The organism is Agrobacterium sp. 10T429, from assembly GCF_056393925.1.
The window spans coordinates 789,894-807,692 of the sequence record NZ_JBFTGV010000001.1; the positions used below are offsets into that span (position 1 = coordinate 789,894).

The 17,799-nt window shown below is 59.2% G+C and carries 22 protein-coding genes; 15 read left to right on the forward strand and 7 right to left on the reverse strand.

Annotated features, from left to right (window positions below; genetic code table 11):
* Positions 1-85: 85 nt before the first annotated feature.
* On the forward strand, positions 86-583 hold the full coding sequence (locus AC1DCP_RS03875) for a GNAT family N-acetyltransferase (protein WP_065688114.1): 498 nt from the start codon (positions 86-88) through the stop codon (positions 581-583).
* A gap of 20 nt (positions 584-603) precedes the next feature.
* Here the strand turns inward: AC1DCP_RS03875 and AC1DCP_RS03880 are convergent, their stop codons facing one another.
* Positions 604-1,230, reverse strand: coding sequence for a LysE family translocator (locus AC1DCP_RS03880; protein ID WP_065688115.1), 627 nt, complete (start codon positions 1,228-1,230; stop codon positions 604-606).
* Positions 1,231-1,346: 116 nt separating this feature from the next.
* The gene (gene msrB / locus AC1DCP_RS03885; RefSeq protein ID WP_003512009.1) at positions 1,347-1,754 is read right to left on the reverse strand and encodes a peptide-methionine (R)-S-oxide reductase MsrB; all 408 of its coding nucleotides are present in this window, start codon (positions 1,752-1,754) and stop codon (positions 1,347-1,349) included.
* Between the two features lie 205 nt (positions 1,755-1,959).
* Here msrB and AC1DCP_RS03890 point away from each other — a divergent pair, with 205 nt between their 5' ends.
* From AC1DCP_RS03890 to AC1DCP_RS03935, 10 genes are all read left to right on the forward strand, one after another.
* Positions 1,960-4,329, forward strand: coding sequence for a putative monovalent cation/H+ antiporter subunit A (locus AC1DCP_RS03890; RefSeq protein WP_065688116.1), 2,370 nt, complete (start codon positions 1,960-1,962; stop codon positions 4,327-4,329).
* Positions 4,326-4,745 (forward strand): Na(+)/H(+) antiporter subunit B, encoded by a 420-nt coding sequence (locus AC1DCP_RS03895; protein WP_003512013.1) that lies wholly within the window; start codon positions 4,326-4,328, stop codon positions 4,743-4,745. The genes AC1DCP_RS03890 and AC1DCP_RS03895 overlap by 4 nt, the downstream gene beginning before the upstream one ends.
* Complete coding sequence (locus AC1DCP_RS03900; RefSeq protein WP_003509263.1) at positions 4,745-5,122, forward strand: Na+/H+ antiporter subunit C; 378 nt, start codon at positions 4,745-4,747, stop codon at positions 5,120-5,122. The genes AC1DCP_RS03895 and AC1DCP_RS03900 overlap by 1 nt, the downstream gene beginning before the upstream one ends.
* 20 nt (positions 5,123-5,142) lie before the next feature.
* Entirely contained in the window at positions 5,143-6,720 is a 1,578-nt protein-coding gene (locus AC1DCP_RS03905) for a Na+/H+ antiporter subunit D (protein ID WP_065688117.1), read from the forward strand.
* Positions 6,717-7,196, forward strand: coding sequence for a Na+/H+ antiporter subunit E (locus AC1DCP_RS03910; RefSeq protein ID WP_038490302.1), 480 nt, complete (start codon positions 6,717-6,719; stop codon positions 7,194-7,196). The genes AC1DCP_RS03905 and AC1DCP_RS03910 overlap by 4 nt, the downstream gene beginning before the upstream one ends.
* Positions 7,193-7,579: a cation:proton antiporter gene (locus AC1DCP_RS03915; RefSeq protein ID WP_003512027.1), complete on the forward strand. Its 387-nt coding sequence runs from the start codon at positions 7,193-7,195 to the stop codon at positions 7,577-7,579. The genes AC1DCP_RS03910 and AC1DCP_RS03915 overlap by 4 nt, the downstream gene beginning before the upstream one ends.
* Positions 7,576-7,908 (forward strand): monovalent cation/H(+) antiporter subunit G, encoded by a 333-nt coding sequence (gene mnhG / locus AC1DCP_RS03920; RefSeq protein WP_003512029.1) that lies wholly within the window; start codon positions 7,576-7,578, stop codon positions 7,906-7,908. Before AC1DCP_RS03915 ends, mnhG begins: the two co-directional genes overlap by 4 nt.
* A gap of 431 nt (positions 7,909-8,339) precedes the next feature.
* Positions 8,340-8,768, forward strand: coding sequence for a MucR family transcriptional regulator Ros (gene ros, locus AC1DCP_RS03925; RefSeq protein ID WP_003512037.1), 429 nt, complete (start codon positions 8,340-8,342; stop codon positions 8,766-8,768).
* 390 nt (positions 8,769-9,158) lie between these two features.
* Positions 9,159-9,581, forward strand: coding sequence for a helix-turn-helix domain-containing protein (locus tag AC1DCP_RS03930; protein ID WP_065688118.1), 423 nt, complete (start codon positions 9,159-9,161; stop codon positions 9,579-9,581).
* Entirely contained in the window at positions 9,574-10,431 is an 858-nt protein-coding gene (locus AC1DCP_RS03935) for a DUF6456 domain-containing protein (RefSeq protein WP_065688119.1), read from the forward strand. Before AC1DCP_RS03930 ends, AC1DCP_RS03935 begins: the two co-directional genes overlap by 8 nt.
* 4 nt (positions 10,432-10,435) lie before the next feature.
* Here AC1DCP_RS03935 and AC1DCP_RS03940 read toward each other — a convergent pair whose 3' ends face one another.
* Together AC1DCP_RS03940 and AC1DCP_RS03945 are read right to left on the reverse strand one after the other, a co-directional pair.
* Positions 10,436-10,852, reverse strand: coding sequence for a SufE family protein (locus tag AC1DCP_RS03940; protein WP_025592801.1), 417 nt, complete (start codon positions 10,850-10,852; stop codon positions 10,436-10,438).
* A 196-nt stretch (positions 10,853-11,048) separates the two neighbouring features.
* On the reverse strand, positions 11,049-11,474 hold the full coding sequence (locus AC1DCP_RS03945; RefSeq protein WP_025592804.1) for a DUF5330 domain-containing protein: 426 nt from the start codon (positions 11,472-11,474) through the stop codon (positions 11,049-11,051).
* 485 nt (positions 11,475-11,959) lie between these two features.
* Between AC1DCP_RS03945 and AC1DCP_RS03950 the strand changes: the two genes are divergently transcribed.
* The 3 genes from AC1DCP_RS03950 (at position 11,960) to AC1DCP_RS03960 (ending at position 14,851) form a co-directional block, all read left to right on the forward strand.
* A complete protein-coding gene (locus AC1DCP_RS03950; protein ID WP_065688120.1) occupies positions 11,960-13,489 on the forward strand; it encodes a sensor histidine kinase in 1,530 nt (509 codons plus the stop codon).
* Complete coding sequence (locus tag AC1DCP_RS03955; protein ID WP_013635711.1) at positions 13,461-14,384, forward strand: peptidoglycan-binding domain-containing protein; 924 nt, start codon at positions 13,461-13,463, stop codon at positions 14,382-14,384. The genes AC1DCP_RS03950 and AC1DCP_RS03955 overlap by 29 nt, the downstream gene beginning before the upstream one ends.
* 113 nt (positions 14,385-14,497) lie before the next feature.
* Complete coding sequence (locus tag AC1DCP_RS03960; protein WP_065688121.1) at positions 14,498-14,851, forward strand: DUF1491 family protein; 354 nt, start codon at positions 14,498-14,500, stop codon at positions 14,849-14,851.
* Between the two features lie 57 nt (positions 14,852-14,908).
* On the opposite strand, the gene AC1DCP_RS03965 is transcribed toward AC1DCP_RS03960, so the two are convergent.
* Complete coding sequence (locus tag AC1DCP_RS03965) at positions 14,909-15,817, reverse strand: DUF2336 domain-containing protein (RefSeq protein ID WP_161986903.1); 909 nt, start codon at positions 15,815-15,817, stop codon at positions 14,909-14,911.
* A gap of 555 nt (positions 15,818-16,372) precedes the next feature.
* Here AC1DCP_RS03965 and AC1DCP_RS03970 point away from each other — a divergent pair.
* On the forward strand, positions 16,373-16,561 hold the full coding sequence (locus tag AC1DCP_RS03970) for a hypothetical protein (RefSeq protein ID WP_003512051.1): 189 nt from the start codon (positions 16,373-16,375) through the stop codon (positions 16,559-16,561).
* A gap of 20 nt (positions 16,562-16,581) precedes the next feature.
* On the opposite strand, the gene AC1DCP_RS03975 is transcribed toward AC1DCP_RS03970, so the two are convergent.
* The gene (locus AC1DCP_RS03975) at positions 16,582-17,130 is read right to left on the reverse strand and encodes a DUF1254 domain-containing protein (RefSeq protein ID WP_013635715.1); all 549 of its coding nucleotides are present in this window, start codon (positions 17,128-17,130) and stop codon (positions 16,582-16,584) included.
* Complete coding sequence (locus AC1DCP_RS03980) at positions 17,123-17,710, reverse strand: DUF1214 domain-containing protein (protein WP_003512054.1); 588 nt, start codon at positions 17,708-17,710, stop codon at positions 17,123-17,125. Before AC1DCP_RS03980 ends, AC1DCP_RS03975 begins: the two co-directional genes overlap by 8 nt.
* Positions 17,711-17,799: the final 89 nt, after the last annotated feature.

Consider the following 17,799-nt stretch of genomic DNA (forward strand, 5'->3'; position numbering starts at 1 on the left):
CTGCGTCATCGCCTAATGCTCGCCTGAAGGTCGTGCCCCGGAACGTTGGGGGCGCAATGCAGACAAGTAATGAGGGCGAACGATAATGAGTTTGGAACTGCGCGATGCCACCGTGGAAGATCTTTCCGGCATCATGGAGATTTACAACGACGCGGTCCTGAACACGACGGCGATCTGGAACGAAGTGCTGGTCGATCTGGAAAACCGCAAGGAATGGTTTTCCGCCCGCAAGTCACGCGGCTTTCCTGTGATCGTCGCGATTCTTGACGGCAAGGTTGCAGGCTACGCTTCCTATGGCGACTGGCGCGCCTTCGACGGCTATCGCCACACCCGCGAACATTCGGTTTATGTCCACAAGGACGCGCGCGGCCACGGCATCGGCAAGCGGCTGATGCAGGCGCTCATCGACCACGCCTCCGGCAACGATGTGCATGTGCTGATCGCCGCGATCGAATCGGAAAACGCCGCCTCCATCCGCCTGCACGAAAGCCTCGGTTTCACCGTTGCCGGCCGGTTTTCGGAAGTGGGCACCAAGTTTGGCCGCTGGCTGGACCTGACCTGCATGGAGCTTAAATTGAACTAGTACGCGGGCCGGGATTTCTCTCAGGCGGGGCGCCGGGCGAAGGCCAGCATGACGCCGAAAGCCATCATCATCGATCCGCTGATCCGGTTGACGCGCTTCAGGGCGCGCGCATTGCGCATAAGACCGGACAGTCGCGAACCGACAAAGGCATAAACGGTGATCGCCACCACCTCGAGCAGCAGGAAAATTGCCCCGAGCGTGGCGAAGCTCTGCCAATAGGCGTCCTGCTGGATGAATTGCGGGAAAAAGGCCGTGAAGATCAGGATGGCCTTCGGATTGCCGGAGGCGACAAAAAACTCCTGCCGCAGATAGGTCTTGAGAATATTTCCGTTGTCCGAGGAGATATCGGGAGCGGTGACATCCGCCCTTGAGCGGATGAGCTTGAAGCCGATCCACAGCAGGTAGAGAACGCCGATCCATTTGATCAGCGAAAACATCATTTCGGAAGCCATCAAAAGTGCGCCGAGGCCCAAAGCGGCGATCGCGATCATGCCCGCAAACGCAACCAGCCGGCCGCTCGCGGCCATCACTGCCGTTGCCATGCCGTATCGCGCACCAACCGTCATCGACAGGAGATTGTTGGGCCCGAACGCCATGTTCAGGGCAAAGCAGGCGGGAATGAATATGAGGATGGTTTCGAGCGCCATGATGGTGATCCGGAAGGAGTGAGATCGCGATAATCTCACTCTCCGGTCCGGCTGTCGAGACGGTCATTTTCTTCGCAAGAACGGCCGGAAGGCAACCGGCCGTTACCTGTCTCTCATCAGATGGGTTCGAACACCATCGAATGGCCGTTGATGCAATAACGCAGGCCGGTGGGCGGTGGGCCGTCCGGGAAGACGTGGCCGAGGTGGCCGCCGCAATTGGCGCAGCGGATTTCGGTGCGCACCATGCCAAGCGTCGCATCGCGATGTTCCGTCACCGCACCCGGTTTCACCGGTTCGAAATAGCTCGGCCAGCCGCAACCTGCATCGAATTTGGTATCGGAGAGGAACAGCGGCTCGTCGCAGGCGGCGCAGCGATAGAGGCCTTTCTGGAACGTGTCCCAGTAGGGACCGGTAAATGGGCGCTCGGTGCCGTGTTCACGCAGGATGCGGTATTGCTCCGGCGTCAGCTGCTCGCGCCAGTCGGCATCGCTCTTGTTCACTTTCGGGGATGTCAGATCGCTCATGGAATGATCCTTTCTGTTCCTGCCAGAAATAGGCATCGGCGCTGCAGATTGAAAGAGGGCAGCTGTCATAACGAGTACGTTATGGGCAGGTATGAGAGTCGATTTGGGTTGAGATGGCGGTGTCTATGCCTTAACTGAAAAATACGATTTGAAAAGAACGCCATTCATGGGCGTACAGGGGTAGGGGAAGCCCTGGGAGATGTGAATGACATCAGATGTCACGCAGCTGACATTCCTGTCGCTGTTTTTGCCGTTTCTGGCAGCGCTTGCCGCACCGATGCTGGTGAAAAGATTAGGTCACAATGCCGTCTGGATATTGGCGATCGCGCCCGCGCTGGCTTTTGTCCACTTCGCACTGATGCTGCCGCAGGTGGCGGCTGGCGGCGTGGTCACGGGCGGTTACGTCTGGGTTCCAAGTTTCAACCTCAGCTTTTCGTGGTTCATCGACGGCCTGTCGCTGACCTTTGCACTTCTGATCACCGGTATCGGTCTGCTGATCGTGCTTTATGCCGGCGGTTACATGAAGGGGCATCCGCAGCAGGGCCGCTTCCTGTCTTTCCTGCTTCTGTTCATGGGCGCGATGCTGGGCGTCGTGGTTTCGGACAGCCTGTTGATGCTATTCGTTTATTGGGAACTGACCTCGATAACCTCGTTCCTGCTGATCGGATTCGACCATGCGCGCCCGGCCGCACGCCGTGCCGCCTTGCAGGCGCTGGTGGTAACGGGCGGCGGCGGTCTGCTGCTGCTCGCCGGGTTGATCTTCATCTGGGACATGAGCGGCATGACGCAATTGTCCATGCTGGTGCGTGGCGGCGATATATTACGCGACAGCCCGTTCTATCTGGCTGCGCTGCTGCTGGTTCTCGGCGGCGCGTTCACCAAATCGGCGCAGTTCCCGTTCCATTTCTGGCTTCCCAACGCGATGGAGGCACCGACACCGGTTTCGGCCTATCTGCACTCGGCAACCATGGTGAAGGCCGGCGTCTATCTTCTGATGCGCCTCAACCCCGTTCTCGGCGATACCGCTGCCTGGCAGATCCTGCTGCCGTTCTTCGGCGGGTTGACCATGCTGACCGGCGCGCTGCTGGCCGTGCGCCAGACCGACCTGAAGCTGATGCTGGCCTATACCACCATGTCCTCGCTCGGTCTGCTGGTGATGCTGACCGGCTTCGGCTCGGACCACGCGATTGAGGCGGCTGTGCTTTATCTGGTGGCGCATTCGCTTTTCAAGGGCGCACTGTTCATGGTCGCCGGCATCATCGACCACGAGACCGGAACCCGCGATGTGACGAAGCTCGGCGGCTTGCGAAAAGCCATGCCGATCACCTTCGCGGCAGCACTTGCCGCGGCCATCTCCATGGCCGGCCTGCCGCCCTTTTTCGGCTTTCTCGCCAAGGAAGAGATTTATTATGCGCTGGCGCATGGCAATCCGCGTGCCGTGCTGTTCACCGGCATCGCCATTCTCGGCAATGCGCTGATGTTTGCCGTCGCTTTTGCCGTGGCGCTGAAACCTTTCCTCGGCAAGCCCGTGAAAACCCCGAAACACGCGCATGAGGGACCACTGCTGCTGTGGCTCGGCCCGGCGCTGCTGGCGATAAAGGGGCTGACCATCGCTCTCTTCGCTGGCCTTTCGCATTTTTACATTTCGACGCCGATGGCAAGCGCGATCGCGGGTGAGGCGCGCCCGGTGGAAATCTCGCTCATTCCCCATATCGGCGTGCCGCTCGGCCTGTCGCTGCTGACGATCGCGCTCGGCATCGTCCTCTATATGCAGCTTTCCGCCGTTCGCGGCCTGATGGTGCGCACCTTCAAGGCGCTGGGTGCAGGGCCGGACAGGGGCTTCGATTTTTTCATCGAAACGCTGGTCAAAATCTCGTTCCACGTTGTCAGGCTTATCCAGCCCGGCAGGCTGGAATTTTACGTCACCGCCACTTTCGCCGTCATTGCCGTCGTGCTGCTTGCGCCGCTGTTTCTCTATGGCGAACTGCCGTCCATGCCGGCGTGGCCGCACGACATGAAAATCCATGAGCTGACCTTCATTGGCATCGCGGTTGCGGGCCTTGTCGCTGTCCTCACGGCGTCCAGCCGGCTTACGGCCATCATCGCGCTCGGCATTCAGGGGTTTGCGGTGGCGGTCATCTTCCTGCTGTTCGGCGCGCCCGATCTGTCGTTTACGCAATTCATGGTCGAAACCCTTTCCGTGGTCATTCTGACGCTGGTGATGACAAGGCTTCGCCTGTCGCCGTCAGACCATCGCGGCCCTGGCCAGAAGCTTCTGGACAGCACCATCGCCATTGCCTGCGGAACCGGCTTTGCCCTGTTCCTGATGCGGGCGACGGAGGCGTCGTTCGATAATCGCCTAACCGATTTCTACAACACCTATTCCAAGGTCATCGCCCACGGGGCGAATGTGGTGAACGTCATCATCGTCGATTTCCGCGGCACGGATACGCTGGGCGAGATTGCGGTGGTGATGATAACAGGCCTGGCCATTCTCGCGCTCATCCGCATCCGCCCGGCTGCTGCCATCAAGGGCCCAGCAAAAATAGCGAAGAAGAAGGGAGCGCGGGCTTGAACACGCTTATCCTGCGCACCGTCGCCCCCGTAGTCACCAGCCTCATGGTGCTGTTTTCCATCTTTGTATTGCTGCGCGGCCATAACGAGCCGGGCGGCGGTTTCATCGGCGGGTTGATCGCGGTCTCGGCGCTGGCGATCTACGGCATCGCTTATGGTGTGGCCGCAGTCCGGCGCGCCATCGTGTACCATCCGCTGTCCATTGCCGGCGCGGGGCTGCTGTTGGCGATGTTGTCTGGTCTCGTCTCGATTGCAGCCGGCGTGCCCTTCATGACCGGGCTGTGGGTCTATCCGAGCCTGCTCGGTGTGGAAGTGCCACTCTCCACCGTCATGTCCTTCGACATCGGCGTTTATCTCGTCGTGGTCGGTGCCATCACCTCCATTGCGCTGGCTCTGGAAGAAAGGGATAGCGACTGATGGAAGCTGTTTTCTCCATTCTCGTCGGCATCTTTTTTTCGGTGGCGATCTATCTCATGCTCTCGCGTCACAGCATCCGCATGCTGCTCGGCATCGCCATTCTCGGCAACGCAGTCAACCTCCTGCTGTTCACGGCGGGAAGGCTGACGCGCGAAGTGCCGCCGATCATTCCACCCGGCATGGACACGCTGCCGGCGGGTGCCGCCAATCCGCTGCCGCAGGCGCTTATCCTCACGGCAATCGTCATTTCCTTTTCCTTCTTCTGTTTCCTGCTGGTGCTGACCTGGCGCGCGTTCCAGGAATTGCAGACCGACGACACCGACGAAATGCGCACCGCAGAACCGGCAGGCGAGCCTTTGCCGCCGCTCGGTTATTGAGCGGGGCGGGGCAAAGACACATGGCTTCATCCACCACTTCCGCAATATCAGATCTTTCCGCGGCGCTTGTCACGGCACCCGTGCCGCTAGCCGACTGGCTGATCATCCTTCCCGTCGCGCTCTCAATAGGCGCAGGTGCGGTGCTGATGATGCTGCGCCACACCATGCGTCTGCATGCGCCCATTGCAATCACGGCACTTGTTCTGCTGGTACTGCTCGATGCTGCGCTTCTGTGGAAGGTCGTGACCCAAGGGCCGTTCACCATGGTCATGGGCCGCTGGCTGCCACCCTTCGGCATTGCCTTTACGGCAGATCTGACCGGAACGCTGCTGTCGCTCGCCGCCGCCATCGTAGCGCTGGCCGGTGCCATCCATGCCAGCGCCGATATCGACGCCAGCGGCAGGCGATACGGTTTTTATCCGTTCCTGATGCTGTTGATGGCGGGTGTCACCGGTGCGTTTCTGACCGGCGACCTCTTCAACCTCTATGTCTGGTTCGAGGTGCTGCTGATCTCGTCCTTCGGCCTCATCGTGCTGGGCTCCACGCGCGAGCAGATCGATGGCGCGCTGAAATACGCCATCCTCAACCTCATCGGTACGACGCTGTTCCTGATCACGGTCGGTTATCTCTATGCCATCTTCGGCACGCTCAATATGGCCGATATCGCGCTGAAGGCGACGCAGCTGCGCGGCACGGCTCCGCTGATGACGCTTGCCAGCCTGTTTGCTCTCGCCTTCGCCATGAAGGCGGCGGCCTTTCCGGTGAATTTCTGGCTGCCCGCCTCCTATCACACGCCGCGCATCGTCGTTTCCGCCCTGTTCGGCGGCCTGCTTACCAAGGTCGGCATCTACGCGCTGCTGCGCGTCATGGTCATGCTGTTTCCGGTCGAGCGGGAGGAGCTGAGTATCGTCATCGCCATCTCTGCGGCGCTGACAATGGTGCTCGGCGCCATGGGTGCGCTGGCACAGAACGATATCCGCCGCATGCTCGGTTACATCGTCATATCGGGCATCGGTTACATGATGGCTGGCATCGCCATCGGCACGCCCTCCGGCGTTGCCGGCGCGATCTTTTACGCGCTGCACTCCATGGTGCTGATGACGGCGCTTTATCTCGCCGCCGGCCACGCCGCCCGCCTTGGCGGCAGTTTTACCCTGACTTCGCTCGGTGGCCTTTATCGGCAGGCGCCGTGGTTTTCGGGCCTCGCGCTCGCCTTGTTTTTCGCCGGTTCCGGACTGCCGCCGTTTTCCGGCTTCTGGCCGAAGGTGGTTCTCGTCAAATCGGCGATCGATATCGGCGCCTGGTGGCTTGCCGCCGCCCTTCTCCTGTCCGGCTTCATCGCCACCATCGCCTTCGGGCGGGTCTTCCTCTTATGTTTCTGGCGCCCGGCAGTGGCCTCAACCGGCCAGGCGCCGTCGCTGCCTGCGTCGCCTCTGGCGGCCCCTTCTTTCGTCCCGCTGGTCGGGCTGACATTGCTGGTGGTGTTCTTCGGCCTGTTTCCGGAAAGCCTGCTCAATCTCAGCCAGCAGGCGGCGGCGGGGCTTGGCAACCCCGAAGCCTATATCCAGTCGGTGTTTCCCGAAGGGAGCAGACCATGAGCCGCTACATCCTGTTACTGCTCTTCGTTGGCGTATGGCTCGCCGTAAGTGGCAGCGTCACGCCGGCGAACATTCTCTTCGGCCTCATCGTCTCGGCGCTGGCGCTGGGCCTTATCCGTCACCAGATCCCCAAGGACGGCCGTCATCGGCTGCGTCCGGTCTGCGTGCTGTCGCTGCTTATGCTGTTCTTCAAGGAGCTGGCGCTGTCGGCCTGGAAGGTGGCGGTGATGGTGACGCGGCCGAAGCTCGATGTGCAGCCCGGTATCTTCGCCTATCCGCTCAGGCTGACGACGGATTTCGAGATCACGCTGCTTGCCAATCTCATCACGCTGACCCCCGGCACACTTTCGGTCGATGTTTCCGAGGATAAAACAACGCTCTACGTCCACGCGATCGATTGCAGCAATATCGAAGCCGCCAAGAATGACATCAGAAACGGCTTCGAGAAAAAGATCATGGAGGCGTTTCAGGGATGACGCCGGAACTCATAGTTTCATTTGCAACTGTACTTGCCACGGTTGTACTGTCCGCTGCCTTTTTGCTGACAGTATATCGCGTCGTCGTCGGTCCGACCTTGCCGGACCGAATCGTCGCGCTCGACATGCTGGTCGGTATCGCCATCGGCTTCATTGCGGTTATCGCCATCCGCACCGGCGTCGATCTTTATGTCGATATCGCCATTGCGCTCGGACTGGTGGGTTTTCTCGCAACGGTGGCTTTTGCCCGCTTCGTCCTGTCGCGCGGTGCAGATGGCAGGCGCAGGACAAAGGCTGTTCTGGACGGCGAGCGGGCATCGGAAGTTGTTGAAAAGCCTGAAAAACAAGTATCCAGGCGTGGAAAAAGAAGGGGCGGGCGATGATGGGCTGGATCGTGGCTATTCTGGTTGCGGCACTGACGGTCTCAGGTGCCGCCTTCTCGCTGATTGCGGCAATCGGGCTTAATCGCCTGCCGGATGTCTACACCCGCATGCATGCGGCTTCCAAGGCGGGAACGGTGGGCTCAGGCCTGTTGCTGCTGGCTGTCGGCATTCATTCCACGGAAATATCGACGCTGGCACGGGCACTTGCCGGTTTCTTTTTCTTTGTTCTGACAGCACCGGTCTCCGCACATCTTCTTGCAATGGCTGCACACAAGGCAGGTTATCCACTTGCTGATAAATCGGTAGTTGATGACCTAAAGAAAATTTGAAGTTGAATTACCCCCTAATAATGGGGGGTCTTCGTTTTGCATTACTACTTGGCATAGTATTTTATTACCCGTGATTTTTTGTATTCCAATTAGACTGTTTTGAACTGAAAAAATCATAATAGGAATTTGACTTTTGCTGTTTTGATGCTATCCAAATTAAGTGTAAAATTGCTTATTGCGATTTGCATCTAGCCTCTTCATGGTCGGCATAGGCATTTTATTAATGTCTAATCTATGGTTGATCAGACCTTTGTTGGCCATGTCGCGGGCTACAAGTTGAATCTCGGATCAATTCGTTTCCGGTTTCGCTTGAAATCTAGGGGTAGATTTCACGTTGGTTTCAACAGGGCGAAGGAGGGGCACCGGGTAACTTCACATCGCTCGATGCGGCGTTCATCCGTGTCTGGAGATAAATAACAGGAGATACTTAAATGACGGAAACTGCATACGGTAACGCCCAGGATCTGCTGGTCGAACTGACGGCGGATATTGTGGCTGCCTATGTTAGCAACCACGTCGTTCCGGTAACTGAGCTTCCCGGCCTTATTTCGGATGTTCATACGGCACTCAGCGGAACATCGGCACCGGCATCGGTGGCGGTCAATGTTGAAAAGCAGAAGCCTGCTGTGTCGGTTCGCAAGTCGGTTCAGGACGATCATATCGTCTGTTTGGAATGTGGTGGCTCGTTCAAGTCGCTCAAACGCCACCTGACGACGCATCACAGCATGACGCCGGAAGAATATCGCGAAAAATGGGATCTGCCGGTCGATTATCCGATGGTTGCTCCCGCCTATGCCGAAGCCCGTTCGCGGCTCGCCAAGGAAATGGGTCTCGGTCAGCGCCGCAAGGCGAACCGTTGATTTTCTAAGACGGATTGTGTCGCGGCTGTATTTTCTCCCCGTCCGGGGAAAGATGGCCCGAAGCGCCGGATAAAGGGGACCTTGGCGGCATATTGCTGGCCTTGCCCCTTAACTCGCCGCCGTGACCTTTTCCCTTAGCAGGAGATGGCGGCAGGGCGCGCATGCCCGCTCCATACCAACTTGCACCATAGTGTTATATCCGGCTGGTCCTTAGACCGGCTTTTTTATTGCCGCGCGCAATTTCGACAGAGGAAAAAAATCCTTGTCGAGGCGTCACCTTTATTCAAAAACAAAGCGAAATCAATCGCATGGTTTTCGACGCCAAATTTGCCCTTCCCCGCGTCCATCCTCAGGTGTATGAATTAATTCCTATTCGTAAAGGAGTTGCATATGCCTTCGGACATATCGTCTTTGCCTGCCCCCTTTCGGCCCTGTGTGCAGGTTGCCGATAGCAATTTCCGCCGTTTTCCGCCTTCTGCCGGGCGGGATGAGATTTCCCGGATTTGCCGGCTGGTCCGGCAACTGGCCGGTGAAATGGTGCAATTGACCGGCGATCGTGTGGCTGCGCGCCGGGACAGGCGGCGCACCGAATGCCATATCCGCCAGATCGCCATGTATGTGTGCCATGTGCAGCTCGGTATTCCCATGTCAGATATCGGCCCCTGTTTCGGCAGGGACAGAACAACAGTCGGCCATGCCTGCCAGGTGGTTGAGGATCGTCGCGACGAACCCGCCTTTGACGAGTTCGTCGCCACACTGGAGCGGCTTTCCGGCAGCATTTTCAACGTGATGAAGGGTGTTCGGGATGAGTGAGACAAAAAGCGCTCCATCGATACTTCCCGATCCTGTCCTGTTGCGGCTCCTGCGCTGCATTGCTGCGGGCACGGCTGAGATATCGGAGGATCGCGGCGATATGGTATTGCAGCGACCGGAGGCCGGGAACGGCAGGACAGGGCGTCCGGCGTTGCGGTTTCCGGCCGCTACGGTGCAGCTCGCCCTCTCTTCGGGGCTGATCGAAAGACGCGAAAACACGCTCTCCGCCGCGCCGCCGCTCGCCTCCTATTTGAAGCGCGCTATAGCCAGGGATCGCGACGAGATTTTTCAGGAACAGCACTGGGATTTGCAGACGGTGGTTCTGGATGTCGGCAAGGACAGGCAACCGGCCCGGCGCAACCTCAATAGCTCGCCACTGACAGGCCTTTCACGGCTGAAGGAAAAGGATGGCACGGCATTCTTCCCCAGCGACGCCTTGCAGGCGGGCGAACGCCTCGCCGCCGATTTTCACCGCGCGCAGTTGAACCCAAAGGTGACGGCAACTTGGGAACCGAAAATTGCAAGCCGCACGAAGGGGGAGGCGGGTGGCAAGCTCGATCTTACCGATGCGGCGATTTCCGCCCGGACGCGGTTTTCCCGTGCAGCCGATGCTATGGGGCCTGAACTTTCAGGTGTCGCCATCGATATCTGCTGCTTTGAAAAGGGGCTGGAGGCCGTGGAGCGCGAGCGGCAATGGCCGGCGCGTTCGGCAAAACTGCTGCTGCGGGCCGCTCTGCTATCGCTTGCCCGGCATTATGCGCCGCAAGCGCAACGCAGCAGAAAGACAAGCCACCATTGGGGCGACGAAGATTATCGCCCGCCGATGGCGCCAACGATGGCAACAGAATGAAGGCTCAGGCGGTCAGAAGTCTCGCTTCCTCGCGGATACGTTTGACCATGGAACGCAGGCCATTGGCGCGCTGCGAGGACAAATGTTCCACCAGCCCGATCTTGTCGAACACCTCAATGGCGTCGAGACCGGCGATTTCGGAAGCTTTTTTACCGGAATAGACAGCAAGAACGATGGCGACGAGGCCGCGCACGATATGCGCATCGGAATCGCCCTCGAAGGTCATGAGAGGATCTTCGGCACCATCGCTGTGGCTGACGAGCCAGACCTGGCTTGCGCAGCCCTGCACCTTGTTCTCAGGCGTGCGCTTGTCTTCCGCAAGGTCGGGTAGCGCCTTGCCGAGTTCGATGACGTAACGATAGCGATCCTCCCAGTCGTCGAGGAAGGCGAAATCGTCAAGGATCGTATCGAGAGAGGCCATGTTGCGCGCCGTATCGTTCGTTATTGCCATGCTTTGCTACGATATAGGGCAAGTGCAGACGGTTTTGAACCATGCGGACCATGAAAAAGCCCACGGAAAACAGGTTTCCGTGGGCAAGTTTGGCAGGCAGTCACGCAGGCGGACATATCCGGCTGCAGAGAAGGGGCGGCGCGGCGTCAAGCGGCGGCGCAAAATATCAGGGGGTGGGGCGCTTCTGCGGCAGGGGAATGATGGTGCCGGTCTTCAGCATGTCGGCATTCCCAGGGAATTCGACGCTGATCGCCGGTGCTGCGGCCAGTTTTTCGCTCTCGCTGGCGAGTTCGGCTGCGGGTGCCGTTTTATCACCGGATGCAAGCTGCGCGTCGAGCAATTCATAGGCGACCTTGGCGCCTTCCTTTGCCCGTTCACCGAGCGCGTGGAAGGTTTCGGCGCCCTTGACGCAGACGTCGGGTTTTTCGATGCAGATGGCGCTGACATAACGATAGGCCTCACCGGCTGCCGAAACGGCGCTGGGAATATCGAATGCCGAAGGTTCCTTGGTCGGATCGTTGCTGCTACCGAAATAGGACAGCGCGACCAGCACCAGCGAAAACCAGAATGTTCCTTTGATCAGAAACCACATTGTCAGACTACCCTGCCAGATGATCTTTGTTTTGAAGCCCCGCCCGTTTTGGGTCATCGGCCTTTGTCCCGTTTTTCGGGCTTGGAGAGAAGCTACAGGCGACCGGCGAACAGCCAATTGCAAAAAGCCGCGCAATTTAATTCAAATTGTATCTATTCTCCTCGCATCGGGACCGGCTCCAGCAATTCCGTCGCATTTTAACAGTCCATGTTAAGCATAATTGCGACAGATGCCGTCTGTTCCGGGCAAAAGTGCTCATCCGTGCTGCCACAAAGGTTAACGCGATGGCAAAAATAAAGCGAAATCCGTCGCTTACCCGTCATTAACCATGATTGGCAAAGCTTGGTTGAAATGCTCCGTAATGGGACTGCGGCGCATTTCGCGGCTGTTTGGTGCCGTTCTTTTTATCCATTCCTTAAGCCGCGGGCTTCTATTGTCGGAGCCGTTAGATCCGTCTCAGGGATTCAGGTTTGGTATTGCGTAATATGAGAAAAAAAGCGGTCGCATTGGTCGACCATGCCGCAGGCAGATGGCTTGCGCGTATGGAGGAGGACGCCGAAAGGCGCGCCGGCACCGTTGCGCGCCTGCGCCGCCTGTTTGCCTTCAGCGCCGTCGGCTTTCTGGTCGTTCCCGCCCTGTTCAGCCTCGTCTTCAGCCCCGCCATCGCGCTGCCCATCGGCGCCGCTCTGGTGCTGGCGCTCTATCTGGCCGCAGCCGCCCTGTTGATCGCCTTTTCGCGTCCTGCCCGTGGCGCAGCGTCCCTGTCCGCTCAAGCCGGCGACGATGACCTCGTTGCGGCATCGCAGGTGCCCGGCCTCGTACTCACCATCAATGAAAACGGCCTCGTCGAGCGCGTCTCCGGCCGCGACCTTGAAACGTTTCCAGCCGATCTTCAGGCCTGCAAGGGCCATGTCTTTGCCGAATATGTCTATGTTTCTGATCGCATCGAGCTGATGCAGGCTTTCGACCTTCTGCGGCAGGGCGAGGAAAAGTCCAGCGTGGAGCTGCGGTTCGAAACCGGCGCGAAATCGCGCCAGGCGCAGTTCATCCACGCGCGTATGGAAATGACGGCGATCCGCAATGCGGCCGGCAGGCTGCGCCGCGTCGTCGCCCAGCTCTCCGACGTCACCGAGATGGAACTTCTGCGCCGCGATGTCGCCCGCAAGGCGGCGGAGGCGGAATCGGCCAACGACGCCAAGTCGCGGTTCCTCGCTGCCGTCAGCCACGAGCTGCGCACCCCGCTCAACGCCGTCCTCGGCTTTTCCGACATTCTGGCGGGCGAATATTTCGGCCGGCTGGAAAACGACCGCCAGCGGGAATATGTCAGCTTGATCCGCCAGTCCGGCGCGCATCTCCTGTCGGTGGTCAACACCATGCTGGATATGAGCAAGCTGGAAGCGGGCCGTTACGAGCTGATGATGGAAAGCTTCCCGATCGGCGAAACCATCTCGTCCTGCGAGGCCATGCTCGGCTTGCAGGCGAAGGAAAAAGGTCTGACATTGACCAGCCGCATCCAGCGCGGTATCGGCGAAATCTCCGCCGACCAGCGCGCCATCCGCCAGGTTCTCATTAATCTGGCCGGTAACGCCATCAAGTTCACCGATGCCGGCGGTGTAGTGTCGATCGATGCTGCGCGTGAAGGCAGGATGCTGAAACTGACGGTCAGCGATACCGGCATCGGCATCGCATCCGACAAGATTGAACTCTTGGGCCAGCCTTTCATGCAGGTCCAGAATGAATATACCCGTCGCTATGAGGGCACGGGTCTGGGATTGTCCCTGGTCAAGGGTCTGGTAGCACTGCATGGCGGCACTTTCGCCATCACCAGCCAGCCCGGCGCGGGGACGGTCGTAACGATCATGTTGCCTGCCGACGGTTCCGGCATGGCGGGTGGCGAAAACGCTGAAACCGAATGCATGGTGGAGTTTCCGCCGCGCATCAAACGGCTCGGCGAAATGGCCGCGATTATGAGGAAGGATGGTGACGATGGCCCCGCGAAAGCGAAAATCGCCTAAGAAAACAACGGCCCAGATTGGCGCCGGGATTGTTTCCTTGGTGGTTTCGGCCATCGGGCGCGAACTCCTGCGCCGTCCCAAACTGGTGGGCGGCTCAGGCGCCTTCGTGGTCGTCTTCGGTTTTGTCGCCGCCAACGCGCTCTGGTACCAGCCGGGCGTTCACCCGTCTCCTTTCCTGCGTACCCGCGATGCGGCAAACCCGAACGGGATTGCCGGTTATCGCGCGGCAGAGCCGCTCGGCACGCAGGGTCATGTCACGACCTTCCGCATAGAACGCCCGAGCGAGACCGAAACGGCACAGCAACCGGCGGCCGCAACGGCGACGCCCGCGACATCGGTTGCGGCGGAAAACCAGAAGCCGCAGCAGATCGTTGCCGATATTCAGGCCGAACTTAAAAAACGCGGGCTTTACGAAGGCGAGGCGGACGGCAAGATGGGACCGCGCACGGCTGCCGCCATCATGTTCTTCGAAGAAACGCTTGGCATGGAACAGACCGGCGAACCGACGACACGGGTGCTGGCGGCGCTCAGGATCGACGGCGCAACCGTCGCCGCAATCCCGAAGGATCGGCCTTCCGACGCCAACACCGGCGGCGGCGTTGAGATCGACCCGGTCGCGGCCGCAATCCGCAAGGCTGAAGCGCCTCGTCCCAAGGCCGAACCGGTCTCCTTGAACAGCGCTGCCGCCGCTTCAAAGCCGGTGAGCCGCGATCTGATTGCAAAGATCCAGCAGGGACTGATCAATATCGCCTATGCCGATGTGAAGGTGGACGGTGTGGCCGGCGAGCAGACCCGCAACGCCATCCGCCATTTCGAAAAACACTACCGCCTGCCGGAGACCGGTGAACCGAGCGAAGCCGTGCTGAAGAAGCTGAAATCGATCGGGGCGCTTTAGGGGACTGGGTCTCAACTCTCTCCATTCTTGTGACAAGCGCAGGAACGAGGAAAGAAGAGAGCATAACAACACGGACAGGCAGCGGCCTGCCGCCTCCATCGAAAGCACCCCCAATGCGCCTCAAATCCGAAATCTTCGTATCAGCCCTTATCCGCCGCGTGTTTTCCGCTGGTGGCTTTGCCGCTGTCGAAAAGAAGGGTGCCGAAGAGGCCGGTGCGATCTTCATCCGCCAGCGCCTTCGTGATGGCCGCGAAAACCTCTATGGGCCTGCGCCGCAGAGTTTTGCCGAGGACGAGGAAGTCCGGGCCGAACGCCGTTTCGAGACGCGTCTTGCAGGTGTGGAGGGGGAGGAAAGTGCTGCTCTTCTCGAAAGGGAGCGGCGCTTCGACAGCGATCTATGGGTCGTCGAGATCGAAACGGACGAGATCGGCACTCTCCTGTCGCTGGTGGACCAACCGAAGATTTAAAGCGTGCAGCAGCTTTGCGCCCGGAATTGCTCCGGACGAGGGGGGCCGCCTTAACCCTCACGTCCCCGTTCTGTGAATGACAGGTGCGTTGTGGTTCGGTCGTTCGCGGCCGTGGGTGTAGCTGTCGGCGCGCCGCCAGCTTTCCACCCGCTCTTCGCATTCAATGATTTCGAGGCGGTCAAGCATGGCCTCGGCGCGGCTCATGTCGCCTTCGGCGGCGGCAAGATGCGGATAGAAGCATTGCAATATGAAGGCGGCTTCGGAAAATTCCATGCCGAGCCCGATGAGGGTGGTGGCGAGCTGCGTGCCTGATATGTCGAGCATGATGCGCTCCGACAGCCAGTAGCTGGACGACAGCGAATCCGCCAGCGTCACCGCAAACTGCCGCGCATCACGCTCGCGCGCGAACCGTACGAGCAGCGCTTCCTGCACGTCACTCAGGCGGCGCAGGCCAAGAACGTCGCTTTCCGGGCGGCTGAGCTGATGCGCCATCCGTTTGATGCGCTGGCGCATTTCCTCTTCCACGGCGGTGGATTTGATCTGGGCGTCTGCCGGCTGCGCAATGGCGGGCTCCGGCATGGCGGGAGGCGTCGCGTCATCGGGTCGCTTCAGGTCTTCCATGTGCCGCAGGCCGACTAGCGCGTCGATGACGGTCGGCGACAGGTCCTCGCGCCGCACGATGGCGCGCGCATGGGCGGCCCCTTGCGTGCGGGCAATGGTGATCAGCGTGTCGTCATCAAGGCACTTCGACGAAATCAGGAAGGGGGCGGCAATGGAAATCGGCTGGCAGGCGATGAAGAAGGCAACCGCCGAAGGCACGTTTGGATGCTGGGAAAGCGCTGCAATGGCTTCCCGCTTGGCCTCTTCGGTGGAAGCGTTGAAAAGCGGCATGAAAAGCTCGGCAAACTGCCGAAGGTCCGTTTTTGACGGATGGGGAACAGTCTCAAAATTCGTGACAGTGGCCATTAGCACCACATCTTTCTTCCTCACGGCTCTTGGCCTCTCAAGTTCTCGAAACCGGTCGGTCAACGCACTACCCAACAAAAACGCAAACACAATATCGGTTCAAATTAGAGCAAATCCGTTGACACCCTGTTAACTATGGGGGGTGGCAAGCGTTATTGTGCGTTTATCAACAAGGAAATTTTAAAACCTTCGTGACGGACAAAACGTCATGGAACCTTGCCGTCTCGCCTTTGTTTTCAACGGGTGCAGCTTTATGAAGGATAAGTTGGCGCCCTGCGATTAGGGTTAACGGATCATTAACCTCTGTCTGTTTCTAATTTCATGGGCAGTATTAGGATTCCATGTTATTCTGATTGATAGAATAATTTCGAAAATGGCATGCCGAAGCCTTGATATGCGCACGACACCTTGCAAAATCGCCATCGATTTTTGGGTCGTGCGAAAACCAGTCTGTGGGCTGGATTATGCGCAATGTGATGGTGATGAAATTCCCGACGCAAGACGAGGCTTGCGCGGTTCCCATGGGCAACATTGACTCCCGAAGAGGAGACGAGCATGGCAGTTATTATTCCAATCGCCGAAGCCCGACGAAGCTTGCGCCCGGCCGGAATGCCCGGCAAGGTTATGGGCCCGGCAAAGGTCGTGCTGTTTACCGGCGTGCGTTATGAAAAACGCGATACGGAACCGGCTGGCAAGGATGCGCGCAAGCGCAAGCCTGCACCGGAAACCGTCTTCAAATCCTGATTACGCTTGGTTGACCGGCGCTATTTCCAGGGTGTCGGCTGGCATTTCGCTTCGTTCAGGAACCGTTCCGCTTCTTCCCCGAAGCTCGGCTGCGGCACCATGGTCCGCAACACCACATACCCTTCCGTCTGATCCGATTCCGCCAGAATGGCCTGTGAAAGCGATGGCGGCTGCGCCTTGCGAATGGCCGCGATCTGCACAGAATCCGCCACCAGAATATCCATCACCCCGCCTGCGGACGTGCGGTCGTTCATGCTGAACACCTCGTTCGACGCCTTGTCGTAAACCGCGACCGACCAGAAGGGCACCGCGCCGATGGCCGTCAGCCTGACGGGCTTTTCCTCGATATTGAAGGTGCAGACGGCAACCCGCATGAAGGGATCGCCGCTTCCCAGTGTCTTTTTCTCCGTCGTTTCTTCGAGAAGATGAAACTGATGCGGCTTACCTTCCGCCAATGCGCGGGTATAGGCGTCGCGATTGCTGAAATGAGGTATCGCCAGAAGAATGACGACATGCAGCACGGCAGCGGCGACAAGGCCGGTGAGGATGGCGAGCAGTGTCCTAAGCATTGCCACACCCCAGCTTGCGGATTTGCGGCATGGCGATGTCGATAAGGCCGGAACTGCCGGCAACCGGCGTGTCGAGCAGCGTCATGACCAGCTTGAATGTCTGCCCCTGCGGCACGGCCAGCCAGTTATAGGTCTGGGCATCGGGTGCAATGGTGATGTCGATGCCGCCATCGGCGCTGCGCAAAAGCGTGCGCGAATTGAGCGCAAAGGGTCGTCCGGCATCTTCCGCCAGAACATTGCCCTGCTGGTCTGCGGTATAGAGCGTCCAGAAGCGCGAGGGCGGCACGGCGCCCGCCAGCTGGTAACGGCATTCGCCGGTCAGGCGCTGGCCGTCGCTGTCGACGGAGGCGGTGAAGGCCAGCCCCTCGGCCGTTCCATAAAGCAGCTTGCCGGCATCGGCGCGGTGCGACTTGGCGTAGGGATCGGCCTCGATCGTCTGCGCTTCCGGAAAGGCATCCCATGAGCCGATGCGGATCGAGCCGAAGCCGGATGTCGCCTCAAGTGCTGCCAGCGTCGCGGCAATGCCGCCGCCAAAGGCGATCAATAGGGCGATGCCGACAAGGAATGGAACTCGAAACACGCTGTTTTCCCGTTTTTGAACAGGTCGAGGACTATCACTGATTCCCTGTTTGGAAAATGGTACGCCTTGTTTAGTCTTGATGGAAATGA